This window comes from Thermosynechococcus sp. HN-54, from assembly GCF_023650955.1.
Taxonomy (GTDB): domain Bacteria; phylum Cyanobacteriota; class Cyanobacteriia; order Thermosynechococcales; family Thermosynechococcaceae; genus Thermosynechococcus.
The window spans coordinates 2,114,561-2,128,537 of the sequence record NZ_CP098039.1; the positions used below are offsets into that span (position 1 = coordinate 2,114,561).

Here is a 13,977-nt window from a genome sequence, read left to right on the forward strand (position 1 = left end):
GATAGGCCTATGAGCAAGATTGAACGCATTACGGGTCGTGGCCTTCCTCTGCGGGGCAACGATATTGATACCGATCGCATTATTCCCGCACGGTTTCTCCGCTGTGTCACCTTTGATGGCCTTGGGGAGCATGTCTTTGCCGACGATCGCCAGTCGGGACAGCATCCTTTTGACTTGCCTCAGTACCAAGGGGCGCGGATTCTGGTGGTGAATGCCAACTTTGGCTGTGGCTCGAGTCGTGAGCACGCACCGCAGGCGATCGCCCGTTGGGGGATTCAAGCAATTGTTGGCGAGAGTTTTGCGGAAATTTTTGCAGGCAACTGCTTGGCAATGGGAGTTCCTTGTGTCACAGCTGCCCCAGAGCAGGTACAGGCACTGCAAACCCTTTTGGAAGATCAGCCCAGTACGGAACTGACCCTAGACCTGCACACGCTGACCCTGACGGCGGGCGCTCAAGTTATTCCCCTAACCATGGCGGAAAGTACCCGGCAAATGCTCATTTCTGGTCAGTGGGATGCCTGTGGTCAACTCTTGGCCAATTGCGACAAAATTCACGCAGTAGCAGCGCGGCTGCCCTATATGCAGTGGGCGGTTAGCTAATCTGTCGCAGTAGCCAAAGCCAAGCGCCAAAGAGCCAACGCAAGCCTTGCCAGCGGCGCGATCGCCCCAATGCAATTACCTCTGGTAGCTCAAAAAGCTGGTACACTGCCTGCGCCCGTTGCCACTGCCGTCGGCGCAAGAATCGCCATGTTCCCGCCAAGATAAACTGGTGGAAAAAGTCGCCTTGGCACTCCCGTAGCGCCGCGGGTGAGAGGATCTTGAAATCAGCAGCAGCGGTAAAAATTTGTCTTAGGGTTGCCAAGGTCTGAGCGTGGAACATCCCCATCGTCAGAGCCTGATCGTGAATCGTGTAAGCTGCCGTTGCGCGGGGAACCGTGTAAACGCCCTTGCGAGCAAAAAACCGTAGCCATTGGTAGAGGTCTGTGGCTTCGCCGTAGGCGGGATCAAAATAGCCAACCTCCTCAAGGAGCGATCGCCGCCAGATCAAGGCTGGAAACCGTACAAACGAGGAATGACGCAGCAATTGGCGAAGGGCTTGAGCCGGGGAGAGCCATCCCTGCCGTCGGGGAATTTGCCGTCGCAAACAGCGTTGATGCTGATCCACCAAATGCACCCCAAAGAGAAAGACATCAAACGCAGTGCCCTCCCTAGTGAGAATTTCGAGAATTGTGGGTATTCCTTGGGGGAGCAAGTAATCATCGTCGTGCAACAGCAGGATAAAGTCCCCTGAGGCCTTCGCCACGCTTGCGTTCCAATTGGCCACCATTCCCAAGCGCTGAGCATTGTGCTGGTAGTACCAGCGGCCTGACCATCCAGCGAGTAAATCCTCCACTGCTGCGGGGGTGGCGGAATCATCGGTAATGATTATTTCCACCCGATTCTGGCTCTCAGGGGGCAAGGCGGCGACGACTGAGCGAACCGCCTGCGCCAGTCCTTGGGGACGGTGGTAGGCTGGAATGCAAATACTCAATAGCGGTGGTTTGTGCCATTGTTGGGAACTTGCACAGTTTGCTGCATAATCCATTGGGGTAGTGCGTTCATTCAACAGACTTTCGGGCACTGTTTTCGGAGCGATTGCTATGACCTCTGCCACCGTCGATCGCCAACGTTTGCAAGCGGCTTTGGCTTCTCTCAACCTTAGTTTAGAGGCAGAACTCACCCAATATCGCTGCCATCGCATGGTACAAGCCCATTCCCCCTTTGAAGCCCCGCCTGTTCCCGAATCTGCGATCGCCCCAGAACCGAGTGTCATCCCTACCGCTGCCGCAGAGACGGCTTCCCAAACCGTTTTTCCCGTGGTCAACTCTTTAGCCCTCACCCCTGAGACAGCACCAGCCACCGATGAACGTGCCGACGAGGGACTTGCCGATCCATTTTTCGAGTTTGATCCCACAGATTTAGCAGAACTCTTGCCCCAGTCCTATCCCAGTGATCCCCCTGCACCCCAAACACCCAACCCCACAAAGCGCCCCTTTGCCTCTACCCGTGAGCTACTCAAGCAGGTACGAAAAAACCAACAGCGTCCTTGGTTCCAGCGGCGGGAGAGCAATAGTCAACATTTAGTGCAACGCTGGTTAATTGTGGTTGGCATTCTTGCCGGCTTTAGTGGCGCAGCCCTGTGGTGGTTCAACCGCCGACCCTCTCCCGTTGCTACATCGCCCTCCCCCGTACCTTCAACACCAACAGCAGCATCACCCACGCCACCCGTCGGCCCTGATATGACGGCACGGGAATTTCCTGATGTTAATCGCAGCACCCTTGCCCAATTGGAACCGGCCACTGAACCCCCAACCAGTGAATCTCCGACCCCTGCAACCAGTCCAACTGCGGGTGCCTCACCCACCCCCACAGCCAGCCCAACCCCAGCTGAAACCGAACATACAACACGACTTTTTGTCGAAAAAATGCCCAATGGTCGCTACTATGTCCTGGCTCCCTACAAGGAACCGGCGGATTTAGAGAAGGCGCAAGCAGTCGTGCCCGATGCCTTTTTGGTGGGGAGTGGGGAGGAAACCAAGATTCAACTGGGGATGTTTGTGGACGAAGCTTCGGCTCAAGCGATGGTCAATCAGTTGCGCGATCGCCTCTAGGGGCTGAGCCAGCGATCCCCAGCCTTGCCATATCGTTCCTGCCACTGCGACCAAGGGACATTTTCCCCTTCTAGGCGAAAGGGGTAGGGAGCTTCACTCCACCAGTGGTTCCCCTGCAACGTTAGCGTTTTCAAAAAGGCTTCGCCCTTAAGGGTAGTCAGGAGTTGCTCTTGGCGGCTGCCAATCCAATTGCCCTCGAGGTACCAATCTTGAGACGTAATCGTGACTGCCTCACCGGTTTCTGGCAGCGTGACGGTTCGCGGGGAAGGATCGCGGACACCAATTTGTGCCCCTTGGTTTTCCCAAATCCAGTTGCGGCGCAGGGTGACATGGGCAGCCGCCCAGCCAAAAATGCCGGGGGTTTGTAGATAGTTCGGGGCAATGCTGTAGTTATAGGCAATTAAGGAATCTTCAATTGTGACTGGGCCTGTGCCCGCCTCTAGGAAAAGACCGACAACGGCATTGCCCACAAATTGCGATCGCCGAATCTCGACGTTTTGATTATCCGTATCAAGCCATAGACCGGCCGCTTGGTTCTCAATGGCGCGGTAACGATCAAAGACGGCGTGGCGCAAATGAAAGTACTTATCCCCCGCATCCCAATCGTAAAAGCCTGCCCATCCCCCCCGCCAATTATTGCCTTGGACGAGAACTTGCTGGACTGTGAAGTCCCGTAAATGAACCCCCGCCATGCCCCGCCAGCCATTTTGCAGAAACTGCGTTCGCTCCACCCGCAGGCGATCGCTCTGGTGGCTTTCGAGGCCACCCCAATTGTTGCCCCAAAATATGCAGTCAATCACCTGAATATCATGGCTGCGTTCAATGCGTACCGCTTGGGTAAACGTGCCGCCATAGTGCTCAAAGCGCAGCCCCACCAAACTGATAAAACCACTGTCTAAGATTCGTAAGGCCTCACGGTGAACCGCTACTTCCAATTCCCTAGGTGAGATGCCGGTAGGAATTGCCACATACAGTTGCTGCTCTGCATCATCCACATAGAAATCATTCCCCTGCAATTCCATAAATGAGAGTCGCTGCCGCAGGGGAGTCTCCTGCCACCACACCAGTTCGCCCCGCTGCGCCACTCGGGGTAACTCAATATCAAACGCTGTCCACGGGTTACCGGAAAAGCCCCACCCCAATGTCCACGGGTGACGGTAGATCGTCACTGCTGAAGTGGTAGAGACTGCTTGCCAATCTGACCATTGTTGACTGCCGCGCAAAATCACGCGATCGCGAAGCGCGCCCTTCGGGCGATCGCCCCCCTTGGCAATCAGTCGTAGGGGCGTCTGCCGATGATGAATCGTTCCCAGCGTCTCCCGATAAATCCCGCTATAAATGTAAATGTTTGTGGGGCGATCGTGCGCCTGTGCCCACGCCAAAGCAGCACCAATAGTGCGGAAAGGGGTTGTTGGAATTCCCTTGCCGGCATCACTGGCTTGGGGATGTGCTGGGTTCACCTCTAGGGTCAGGGGCGAGGCTGGAATAGCTGCAATTCTTTGTTGCCCCGTCAATATTAGAATTAGAGCTAGGCAAAGCGCAATCAGCCAGACATATGGCCACTTCATCACCGCAGCGGTCGGGCCAAATAGGGCAGCCATAGAGCGATCGCGGCCACAACAATCAGGAGCACCCCAAGGGGCAAGTCAATGGATTGCCAAAACAAAAATCTCAGGGACACCGCTTTTGCATTCTGTACGGAAAAGAGGGCGATTGCCCCACTGCTAATCATCCAGAGTAAAAAGAGCAAAAAGCGGCGCATTTACTTCCCTTCCGCTTGGCGAATCATCTCCTCCGTCTTATGGTAGCGGTTATAGGTGGAAAACCCCGTAAACATTCCCTTGAAAAAGCCATTGAGTTGCTCGCGGGTACTGGCACTGGCCGTACTCAAAGGTGCCGGCAAAAAGCGATCGCCAAAACCAACAAAAACCAAGCCAACCACTAGCAGCGGCACAATCACCTCTTTGACACGCATAGGGCAAGCCTCCACAGGACGATGGCAGAATCGAGAGGACGCACTAACAGGGAGAACAGATAACTAATAGTTTCTAATGTGCCGCAGGATTGTAAATAATTTTCAGCTTACGCAAAAGATGGCGATCGCGGTTACAAAACGTCTATAACAAGAATTGTCAACAAAAATGTCAATAAAAATAAACCGTGAAAATACCCATGAAATCCCTAGGAAAGCAGAAGTGTTGAAAGATAGTTTAAGAGGCTAGAAAAAAGGGAAGAAATGTCGTATTCTTCCCTCAAAAGAAGAAAAATTAATCAGCTTACTATGGCATCTTTTTCAGTTCTTGTCAAGTCTATTCTCAAGCAGCTCAGCCCTTGCGACTACCCCGTCCTCAACTCTCAATTGTTCTTCAAAATCTGGTTGACCTACATTCTCGACCAAGGATTAACCAGCATGAGAGCCTTATTTTATCGCTTGAATCATTCGGGGATTACAGTGGATATGTCCACGTTTTCCAAGGCGAACAAAACTCGAACAACCACCTTATTTGAGAGGATTTACACTCATCTCATGTCTCAAGCTCGCAAGAGACATCGTTGTTCAAGTCTGATGCTGTTTCCTATTGATTCAACCGTCATTACCCTGACGAGTAAGCTCTTTTGGTTCTACAAATACCATCAAGTGAAGTTAATTACAGGATTTGATTTAACAGAGAACATCCTGGGTAAGGCAGTAGTCTCTTTTGGGGAGAGACATGACCTAAGCTTTCAAGACGAGATTTTAGAAATGATCCCTGAGAATGCCGTTGCCATCATGGATAGAGGGTTTGCGAGTTGGAGATTTTTAGAGCGGCTGAGTGAGAGGAAGTGTTTATTTGTTGTGCGTATCAAGAATAACATGAGAATGAAGCTCAATCATGAGAGATACCGAGTGGTTCAATTTTTTGATGAGCATGGAACAGAGTTTCGTATTGCGACGAATCTAATGCATCTAAGTGATGAGGAAGTGAGTGAGCTGTATCGGCATCGGTGGGGGATTGAGAACTTATGGAAGTTTCTAAAGATGCATTTATCATTAGACAAGCTGATTACGAAGAGTTTGAATGGGGTGATAAATCAGATTTATATGGTTTTGATTGGGTACTTAATTTTAGAGCTAATGGAGATACCTGAATACTTTGGCAGGAAGCTATTAGACAAATTGCGATATTTGCAACTGGAACTGAGTCGCCGCTGCTCGATAGTGCATTGGAGCTTTGATTGGCAGCCAGAGCTACTTGTCACTTAGGATGTTAAGTTTTGTTGCAGAATTCAACACTTCTGCTAGGAAAGTTGTTGCTACTATAGTAGGCAAGCCATCCAGACCCCAATGCGCCCTATGGTTAACACATCGTCATCTTCTTCATCCGCTCGCAAAGCGCTTACCGTGCGCGGCAGAGCCGCTAGCCCCACCGAACGAGCCATTGTTGCCTCCGGTTACGCCAGTATCGATCAGGTGCGGGAAGCCATGAACACCGCCCGCAAAACAGGCAAGTCCCTCGTAACCGTGTTGCAGGAGATTACGGGCACCACCATGCCCCCCGATGTGTTACGTCAGTACCACAAGCAACAACTTTTTGAACTTAAAGTCATCTATGGTGTCGATTGCCTTGATCCCGAACTCAATCGTTTTCCCACCGAGCAAATCGAGCAACTGATCAACACGATTGTACCGATTGACACCTGCCGCACCTACCAAGTCATCCCCATTGCCAAGCACCTCGACGCCGATCCCCCCTACCTGCTGGTGGCGATGGTGGATCCCGACAACCTGCAAGCCATTGACAACCTCACCCGGCTGCTGCGCAGTCACAACCTCACCCTGAAGCGGATGGTGATCACCCTAGAGGACTACCAACGCCTCATTGACCCGATTCTCAACAAGCAGGTAGCTGAAACCGCTGCCAGCAAAAATGCCCCCGCTGCTATCGGTGAAATCAACATCGAAGAAGACATCGAAGCCATGGGCGGCCTCGAAGAAATTGAAGGGGAGCAGGAGGCTGACCTTGCCGAGGCGCTCAAAGGGGCAGAAGATGCTCCCATTATTGCGCTTGTCAACAAAATTTTGGCCAAGGCTCTCACCGAAGGAGTTTCCGACATCCACATTGAACCCCAAGAGGAATACCTACGGATTCGTTTCCGTAAAGATGGGGTGCTCCACCAGGCCTTTGACCCCCTGCCGAAGAAGATCGTGCCAGCCGTAGTTTCCCGCTTCAAAATTTTGGCTGACCTCGACATTGCCGAGCGGCGTGCCCCCCAAGATGGCCGTATCCGCAAAATGTTCCAAGGGCGACGGGTGGACTTCCGAGTGAATACCCTCCCCAGCCGCTGGGGCGAAAAAGTGGTACTGCGGATTCTCGATAACTCCGCCACCCAATTGGGTCTCGACAAACTGATTACTGACCCTGAGAGCCTTGCCATTGTGCGGGAGATGACCAAGCGCCCCTTTGGTTTGATTCTGGTCACAGGCCCGACGGGTTCAGGGAAAACCACCACACTTTACTCAGCGCTGGCTGAATGTAATAGTCCTGGTGTCAACATCAGTACAGCGGAAGACCCAATTGAATACACGCTCCCCGGCCTGACGCAGGTACAGGTTATTCGCGAAAAAGGTATGGACTTTGCCTCCATTCTGCGTGCCTTTCTCCGCCAAGACCCCGATGTGATTCTGGTGGGGGAAACCCGCGACAAGGAAACAGCAAAAACCGCTATTGAAGCTGCCTTGACGGGTCACTTGGTGTTAACCACTCTGCACACCAACGATGCCGCCAGTGCCGTTGCCCGTCTCTCGGAAATGGGGGTGGAACCCTTCATGGTCTCCGCTTCCTTAATTGGGGTCGTTGCCCAGCGACTCATGCGGCGGGTATGCAGTGAGTGTCGCATTCCCTATACCCCCACCCGTGAGGAACTGGCACGCTTTGGCTTGTCCGCTTCCAAGGATGTCAACCTCACCCTCTACAAAGCCAATAAACTGACGCCCGAGCAGATTCAAGCAGCCAAAGCCAGTGGCCAGCCGATTTGCAGCAAGTGTGGCGGTGTGGGCTACAAAGGGCGCTGTGGGGTCTATGAAATTATGCGGGTGACGGAGCGCCTGCAAAGTCTGATTACTGAGGGTGCCCCCACGGAGCGGATCAAAGAAGCGGCGGTTGAAGAGGGCATGAAAACCCTGTTGGCCTATAGCCTGAACCTTGTCAAAGAAGGCGTCACCACCCTCGAAGAAGTCGAGCGCGTCACCTTTACGGACACGGGTCTCGAATCAGAACTCAAGGCCAAACGTAAGAGTTCTTTAACCTGCCGTACCTGCGGTGCCGAGGCCCAGCCCGAATGGTTAGAATGCCCCTATTGCATGACACCCCGCTTTGTGGATTAACAGGATTACTAACGTATTCGATAAATTTTCGTGTTGTTGACCAAACTGCTTAGACGAGGAATACCCTATGGAGTTAATGATTGAAGACTTAATGGAGCAAGTGGTGGCCAATGGTGGCTCTGATTTGCACATCTCCGCTGGCTTACCCCCCTACATTCGCATTAGCGGCAAATTAACGCCGACAGACTACGAGCCACTCACCCCAGAGCAATGCCAGCGCCTGATCTTCAGCATGCTCAACAATACCCAACGTAAGCACCTAGAGCAAAACTGGGAGTTGGACTGCTCCTATGGTGTACGGGGTTTAGCACGGTTCCGCGTCAATGTGTATAAAGACCGGGGTACCTATGCTGCTTGCTTGCGGGCTTTGAGTTCCAAAATTCCCACGTTTGAGCAGTTGGGATTGCCCAACATTGTCCGCGAAATGAGTGAGCGGCCACGGGGCTTGATTCTGGTGACTGGGCCTACAGGATCAGGGAAAACCACAACCTTGGCGGCGATGATTGACTTAATCAACAAAACCCGCGCTGAGCATATCCTGACGATTGAAGACCCCATTGAGTTTGTCTATGAACCAATCAAGAGCCTGATCCACCAACGGCAGGTGGGGGAAGACACCAAGAGTTTTGCCAATGCCCTACGGGCAGCGCTGCGGGAAGACCCCGACATTATCCTTGTGGGTGAGATGCGTGACTTGGAAACAATTCAGCTGGCTATCTCAGCAGCGGAAACGGGTCACTTGGTCTTTGGGACGTTGCACACTAGTTCAGCCGCCCAAACCGTTGACCGTATGGTGGATGTGTTCCCGCCAGAGCAGCAACAGCAAATTCGCGTCCAGTTGTCGAACTCGTTGGTGGCAGTCTTTAGCCAAACGCTGGTTCCTAAGAAAAATCCCAAGCCTGGTGAATTTGGGCGGATTATGGCCCAAGAAATCATGGTGGTGACGCCTGCTATTTCCAACCTGATTCGCGAAGGCAAAACCTCGCAGATCTACTCGGCGATTCAGACCGGCGGCAAGCTGGGGATGCAGACCCTCGAAAAAGTCTTGGCCGACTACTATCGTGCGGGGATTATTACCTATGAGGCAGCAATGGCCAAATCCTCGCGTCAGGATGAGCTGCAACGTCTCATTGGTGCGGGTGCACCTGCGGCAGCAGCGCGTTAGGGAGTGGTCGTTGAGAACAAAAAAGGTGACATCAAAGAGGTATTGAGTCATGGCAACCTATGAAGTGCGGATACGGGATGCCCAAGGCAAGTACAGAACCGTACGGGAGGAAGCTTCGACCCCTCGAGAAGCGCGCATGGCCTTGCAATTGCAGGGGGTACAGGTTCTAGAGGTCAAGGAGGCCAAAAAACTTACCCTCAAATCGGATCTTGACCTGAGCTTCCTCTCAAAAATTACCGTGAAGGATAAGGCGATCTTTGCCCGTCAGTTTGCGGCACTGGTGAATGCGGGCGTGGCCTTGGTGCGTGGGATCGGTGTTTTGGCAGATCAATGCACCAACCCGAAACTGAAAAAAATCCTCATGGCGGTCAACAATGACATTCAACAGGGGAGTAGCTTGGCTGATGCAATGCGTCCCCATCCTGAGGCCTTTGATAATCTGTTTGTGGCCATGATCCAAGCAGGGGAAACGGGGGGGGTGCTTGATGAGGTGCTCAACCGTCTCTCAAAGTTGCTGGAGGATCAAGCCCGCCTCAATAACCAAATCAAGTCCGCCCTGACCTATCCCGTGGTGGTGGGGCTGCTGGCGGTGGGGATTTTCTTGGGGATGGTGATTTTCCTGATCCCCGTGTTTGAGGGCATCTTCAAACAGTTGGGAGGCGAGTTGCCTCCCTTTACCGCCATGATGGTGTCCCTCAGTCAGTTCCTGCGCACGCCTCAGTATATGGCATTGTTGATTATTTGTGTGGTGGGCTTGGTATTGGGGATTCGCTTTTATTACAATACCCCGGCTGGCCGGCTGATGATTGATGGCTTGCTGTTGAAGCTACCCCTCTTTGGCGATTTGGTGGAAAAAACAGCGGTGGCACGGTTCTGCCGCACGTTTGGTTCGCTGTCCCGTTCAGGGGTGCCGATTTTGCGCTCCCTTGAGATTGTCAGTGCCACAGCGGGTAACCAAGTGATCTCCAATGCTATTGATCGTGCCGCGAAGGAGGTGCAAACGGGAGGGATGCTGAGCCTTGCGCTGCAACAGGAACGGGTCTTTCCAGTGCTGGCGACCCAGATGATTAACGTGGGGGAAGAGACAGGGGAACTGGATAAGATGCTGATGAAGGTGGCAGACTTCTATGAAGATGAGGTTGAGCAGGCAGTGAAGGCTCTCACCAGTGTGATGGAACCCGTGATGATTGCAGTGCTAGGGGGTATGGTAGGGTCAATTCTGGTGGCGATGTACCTACCGATGTTCAAGATCTTTGATCTAGTTAAATAAGCCGCACCTTACCATGGCACATCTGTCCCCGTCGCGAACCCACTACGAGGTTCTAGAGGTGACTCCCACGGCCTCGTTGGCAGAGATTCGCCGTGCCTATCGCGAAAAGAGTAAGCTCTATCATCCGGATACAACGACGCTGCCGGTGGCGATCGCCCGCGAGGAGTTTCACCGCCTCAATGAGGCTTATGCAGTGCTCACTAACCCTGAGCAGCGGCAGTGGTATGACTTGCAATTGCGGCTGCGCGCCCAGCTAAAACAGCCCACTACAACGGGGATGGGCGTGTCTTCTCGCCCTCAAGGCTCTGGACGTTCTCCCAGTGTTCCCCCAGAGGATCGCCCCCTTTCGCCGGGGGAGTTATTTGCTCTGTTTATCTTGGGAATCACGTTTGTCGGCTGCTTGGTTCTGGCGGTGATTGTCGGCTTGTCTCAACAGGGGCAAGAATGGATCTTGCAAATGGTTAGTCGTATTTCTGAACTCGGATGAATACTTTACCTCACCCCCAAACTCCCCTGTACAACCATGCCCTACCCCAAATTGAAGCTTGGCTACAGCAAAAGGGCTGTGTGCGGGATGAAACAGATATTCACTGCTGGGAGGTTGAGTACCCGCAGTGGTCAGCTCGGATTTGCTTGGATATTGAGGAACTCCAAGTGATTTATCACGATCGCCTCGAGGGCAGTGTTATTCAGCGCTCTTTTAAGTACTCCTGCCCCCGCGCTGATGTGGAAGAAGCGATTTTTGCTGGCCCCTAGACAACCATCACATCATGATGGTCATTGCTGGCGTTGTTTTACTGGCTGGCTTGCCGATCCGTTTCAGACCAAAAATCCAGAGAATTTGATCTTCAATGGCTGCTGCCCGTTCCTTTGCCCCTGCTTTCAGCAAGAGTTGACGGGTCATCATCAGCTTCTCAATTTCAGCTACTTGGGTGCGGACTTCTTCTTCGTCCAAATAGAGACTCTCGAGCACCGCATTCAAGTCTGCTTCGGGATCGGCCACTAAGCAAGCCCCTTCCACCACCACGGATTTGAGCTGTCCTTGGTATTGCCGCAACAGACGGCGAATTGTGTAGGCAGTAACGGGCAATAATTTTGTCATGTTGTGTTCCCCCAACTACTATGCCGGCATCTTATGAATTTGAATTGATTTCCCACTGTCCACTTCCACCCATGGCCAAATTTTGCGGGGGATCAACAGGGGACATAACTAATCGTTATGACAAATCGTTAATAATTGATTTATCGTACGTTATCATTCTATGAATTTTGGAACTTGGAGATTATCCGTAGTTTCACGTAAAAGCACTTTTAGATGTGATTTAGATCACGGAAACCATCATATTATCGGCATTTGGGAATATTATAAATTTATATTAAGAAATCATGACTATTAAGAAATATAAATCTATCTCTGGTGGCGTAGTTGTTGAATGCTGTGGTGAATCTGTTGAAGCGCTAAATCAATCTCGGTCTCTGTGGTGGTACGTAATAAACCAAATCGCAGCGAAGCACGAGCAAGGGTGGGCGATCGCCCCAAGGCAAGAAGAACGTGGGAGGGTGTGGGTTTGTCGCTACTACAGGCTGCACCAGGGGAGAGGGCGACATGGGGATAAATGGATTGCAGGAGGGCATTGCCCTCAACTCCACCAATACTGACATTGAGACAGTTGGGTAAACTCTGTTGCCAATCGCCATTGAGATAAATGTCCCCTAGGGAGGCTAAGCCCTGCCACAGCCGCTCTTTAAGGTGCCGCAAGTGGGGAATATCCGTTGCTTGACGTTCCTGAGCCAGTTGTACCGCTGCGCCAAAACCGACAATAAGGGGGGTAGCCAAGGTGCCGGATCGCCAGCCCTGTTCTTGACTGCCGCCATGAAGTTGAGGGGCGAGTTGGACGCGGGGGCGATCGCGTCGCACATAGAGGGCACCAATGCCCTTGGGGCCATAGAGTTTGTGGGCCGTCAGAGACATCAGATCCACCTGAAGTGCTTGAACATCCAAGGGGATTTTGCCGAGAGCCTGTGCTGCATCGGTGTGGAATAAAACTTGGCGATCGCGACAGCGGTGACCAATTTCAGCCAAGGGTTGGAGCACGCCAATTTCATTATTCGCGGCCATCACGGACACTAAGATGGTCTCATGGGTAAAGGCTTGCTCTAGCTCAGTTAGATCAATGAACCCTTGCTGATTCACCCCCAGATAGGTCACCCGAAAGCCCAAGGACTCCAGATAGCGGCAGGGGGCAAGCACGGCATTGTGTTCTGTCTGAACCGTAATAATATGGCGACCGCGACCGTAGTAGGCTTCGGCCACACCCTTGATCGCCAAGTTGTCTGCCTCGGTGGCACCACTGGTAAAAATAATCTCCTCTGGATGAGCGTGGATGGCTGAGGCAATGATTTCGCGAGCACGATCAATGGCCGCCGCTGCCTCCCAACCGTAGGCATGGGCACGATTACTGGCATTGCCGGGGCGATCGCTAAAATAGGGCAACATGGCTGCCAGCACTTGGGGATCCACCGGTGTTGTTGCCAGTCCATCTAAGTAAATTGGCTTCATTCCCCGTCTGCTTGACCCCCCCTCTCCTTTAGCCTAGCAAGGAATCCCGCACTCAATGGCCATTCAGACAATCGAGCGGTAGAAGGCGCCAAGGGGGACTATATTGAAAAATGATAGGTATTTGCCCAGGGTTGGCCGAGCGGATGAGGCAGCGAACTCATAATTCGCCATAGGCTGGTTCAACTCCAGCACCCTGGATTTTTTAATCCACTCAAGGCCAATCGAGCGATCGCCTTCCGCTACACTGAAAGAAGTTTCGTGTCGCAAATTTTGCCATGAGTCGCACCTACAAACCCCAACAGGCCTCTGATAAAAATCTTGAAGCCATGCGCAAGTTTGCGGAAACCTATGCCAAGCGCACGGGTACCTATTTTTGCTCAGACTTGGGGACAACAGCGGTGGTTCTAGAGGGATTAGCCAAGCACAAAGATGATTATGGCTCCCCCTTGTGTCCCTGTCGCCACTATGAGGATAAAGAAGCAGAGGTGGAGGCGGCCTACTGGAACTGCCCTTGCGTGCCGATGCGGGAGCGGCGCGAGTGTCACTGCCTCCTCTTTTTAACACCTGATCATCCCTTTGCCGGCACTGCTCAGGAGATTACATTCGAGCAAATCCGCGAGGAAACTAATCGCTTCACCGTGTCCTAGTATTCCAGCGTAACCACAATCGTGTCACTGTAGATGCCCGCAGGAACGAACTGTCGAGGGGGAATGCGGTCAAAAATGCTGAGGATTGTAGGGGCATTATTCACAGGCACTAAGGTTCGCAAAGTGCTCCCGCCAGTACCATCCCCCCAGATTTGGGTGCGAGCGGCATCAATGTAGAGATTGTAATCAAGGCGACCTCTTCCTGAGGTTGTTTGCCGGGGGGTAAAACGACTGGCATTGCCAGTGCTCAGGCGAATCGAATCGTAATTGCGCCTTGGACATTCCTACAGACGAAGATAAGACCTGTGGCATTGTTAGC

General features: G+C 52.5%; 16 protein-coding genes and 1 tRNA gene. 10 read left to right on the top strand and 7 right to left on the bottom strand.

Annotated features, from left to right (window positions below):
• Nucleotides 1–9 precede the first annotated feature (9 nt).
• The gene (leuD, locus tag NBE99_RS10165) at nucleotides 10–600 is read left to right on the top strand and encodes a 3-isopropylmalate dehydratase small subunit (protein ID WP_250681967.1); all 591 of its coding nucleotides are present in this window, start codon (nucleotides 10–12) and stop codon (nucleotides 598–600) included.
• Here the strand turns inward: leuD and NBE99_RS10170 are convergent.
• Entirely contained in the window at nucleotides 593–1,654 is a 1,062-nt protein-coding gene (locus tag NBE99_RS10170) for a glycosyltransferase (protein WP_250681968.1), read from the bottom strand. The two genes, leuD and NBE99_RS10170, sit on opposite strands and share 8 nt — an antisense overlap.
• Between NBE99_RS10170 and NBE99_RS10175 the strand changes: the two genes are divergently transcribed.
• Entirely contained in the window at nucleotides 1,641–2,651 is a 1,011-nt protein-coding gene (locus tag NBE99_RS10175; RefSeq protein WP_250681969.1) for a hypothetical protein, read from the top strand. The two genes, NBE99_RS10170 and NBE99_RS10175, sit on opposite strands and share 14 nt — an antisense overlap.
• Here NBE99_RS10175 and NBE99_RS10180 read toward each other — a convergent pair.
• The 3 genes from NBE99_RS10180 to NBE99_RS10190 are packed head-to-tail and all read right to left on the bottom strand — an operon-like array spanning nucleotide 2,648 to nucleotide 4,626.
• Nucleotides 2,648–4,252 (bottom strand): right-handed parallel beta-helix repeat-containing protein, encoded by a 1,605-nt coding sequence (locus tag NBE99_RS10180; protein WP_250681970.1) that lies wholly within the window; start codon nucleotides 4,250–4,252, stop codon nucleotides 2,648–2,650. The two genes, NBE99_RS10175 and NBE99_RS10180, sit on opposite strands and share 4 nt — an antisense overlap.
• On the bottom strand, nucleotides 4,219–4,413 hold the full coding sequence (locus NBE99_RS10185; RefSeq protein WP_250681971.1) for a lipopolysaccharide assembly protein LapA domain-containing protein: 195 nt from the start codon (nucleotides 4,411–4,413) through the stop codon (nucleotides 4,219–4,221). Before NBE99_RS10185 ends, NBE99_RS10180 begins: the two co-directional genes overlap by 34 nt.
• Entirely contained in the window at nucleotides 4,414–4,626 is a 213-nt protein-coding gene (locus NBE99_RS10190; protein WP_250681972.1) for a hypothetical protein, read from the bottom strand.
• A 306-nt stretch (nucleotides 4,627–4,932) separates the two neighbouring features.
• On the opposite strand from NBE99_RS10190, the gene NBE99_RS10195 reads away from it, so the two are divergent.
• The 6 genes from NBE99_RS10195 (at nucleotide 4,933) to NBE99_RS10220 (ending at nucleotide 11,207) form a co-directional block, all read left to right on the top strand.
• Nucleotides 4,933–5,895, top strand: coding sequence for a transposase (locus NBE99_RS10195; RefSeq protein ID WP_399371026.1), 963 nt, complete (start codon nucleotides 4,933–4,935; stop codon nucleotides 5,893–5,895).
• 90 nt (nucleotides 5,896–5,985) lie between these two features.
• Nucleotides 5,986–8,016 (top strand): GspE/PulE family protein, encoded by a 2,031-nt coding sequence (locus NBE99_RS10200; RefSeq protein WP_250681973.1) that lies wholly within the window; start codon nucleotides 5,986–5,988, stop codon nucleotides 8,014–8,016.
• Between the two features lie 67 nt (nucleotides 8,017–8,083).
• Nucleotides 8,084–9,181, top strand: a complete 1,098-nt coding sequence (locus NBE99_RS10205) for a type IV pilus twitching motility protein PilT (RefSeq protein ID WP_250681974.1) — start codon at nucleotides 8,084–8,086, stop codon at nucleotides 9,179–9,181.
• A gap of 49 nt (nucleotides 9,182–9,230) precedes the next feature.
• Nucleotides 9,231–10,451 (top strand): type II secretion system F family protein, encoded by a 1,221-nt coding sequence (locus tag NBE99_RS10210; protein WP_250681975.1) that lies wholly within the window; start codon nucleotides 9,231–9,233, stop codon nucleotides 10,449–10,451.
• Nucleotides 10,452–10,464: 13 nt separating this feature from the next.
• The gene (locus NBE99_RS10215) at nucleotides 10,465–10,938 is read left to right on the top strand and encodes a J domain-containing protein (RefSeq protein WP_250681976.1); all 474 of its coding nucleotides are present in this window, start codon (nucleotides 10,465–10,467) and stop codon (nucleotides 10,936–10,938) included.
• On the top strand, nucleotides 10,935–11,207 hold the full coding sequence (locus NBE99_RS10220; protein WP_250681977.1) for a DUF3143 domain-containing protein: 273 nt from the start codon (nucleotides 10,935–10,937) through the stop codon (nucleotides 11,205–11,207). The genes NBE99_RS10215 and NBE99_RS10220 overlap by 4 nt, the downstream gene beginning before the upstream one ends.
• A 7-nt stretch (nucleotides 11,208–11,214) precedes the next feature.
• Here NBE99_RS10220 and NBE99_RS10225 read toward each other — a convergent pair whose 3' ends face one another.
• Together NBE99_RS10225 and NBE99_RS10230 are read right to left on the bottom strand one after the other, a co-directional pair.
• A complete protein-coding gene (locus NBE99_RS10225; RefSeq protein ID WP_250681978.1) occupies nucleotides 11,215–11,553 on the bottom strand; it encodes a hypothetical protein in 339 nt (112 codons plus the stop codon).
• A gap of 306 nt (nucleotides 11,554–11,859) precedes the next feature.
• Nucleotides 11,860–13,011: a cysteine desulfurase family protein gene (locus tag NBE99_RS10230; protein ID WP_250681979.1), complete on the bottom strand. Its 1,152-nt coding sequence runs from the start codon at nucleotides 13,009–13,011 to the stop codon at nucleotides 11,860–11,862.
• A 125-nt stretch (nucleotides 13,012–13,136) separates the two neighbouring features.
• On the opposite strand from NBE99_RS10230, the gene NBE99_RS10235 reads away from it, so the two are divergent.
• Both NBE99_RS10235 and NBE99_RS10240 read left to right on the top strand, forming a co-directional pair.
• Nucleotides 13,137–13,209: transfer RNA gene (locus NBE99_RS10235), tRNA-Ile, on the top strand.
• 77 nt (nucleotides 13,210–13,286) lie between these two features.
• Nucleotides 13,287–13,658: a ferredoxin-thioredoxin reductase catalytic domain-containing protein gene (locus NBE99_RS10240; RefSeq protein WP_250681980.1), complete on the top strand. Its 372-nt coding sequence runs from the start codon at nucleotides 13,287–13,289 to the stop codon at nucleotides 13,656–13,658.
• Here the strand turns inward: NBE99_RS10240 and NBE99_RS13485 are convergent.
• Nucleotides 13,655–13,915 (bottom strand): spore coat protein U domain-containing protein, encoded by a 261-nt coding sequence (locus NBE99_RS13485; protein WP_399371074.1) that lies wholly within the window; start codon nucleotides 13,913–13,915, stop codon nucleotides 13,655–13,657. The two genes, NBE99_RS10240 and NBE99_RS13485, sit on opposite strands and share 4 nt — an antisense overlap.
• Nucleotides 13,916–13,977: the final 62 nt, after the last annotated feature.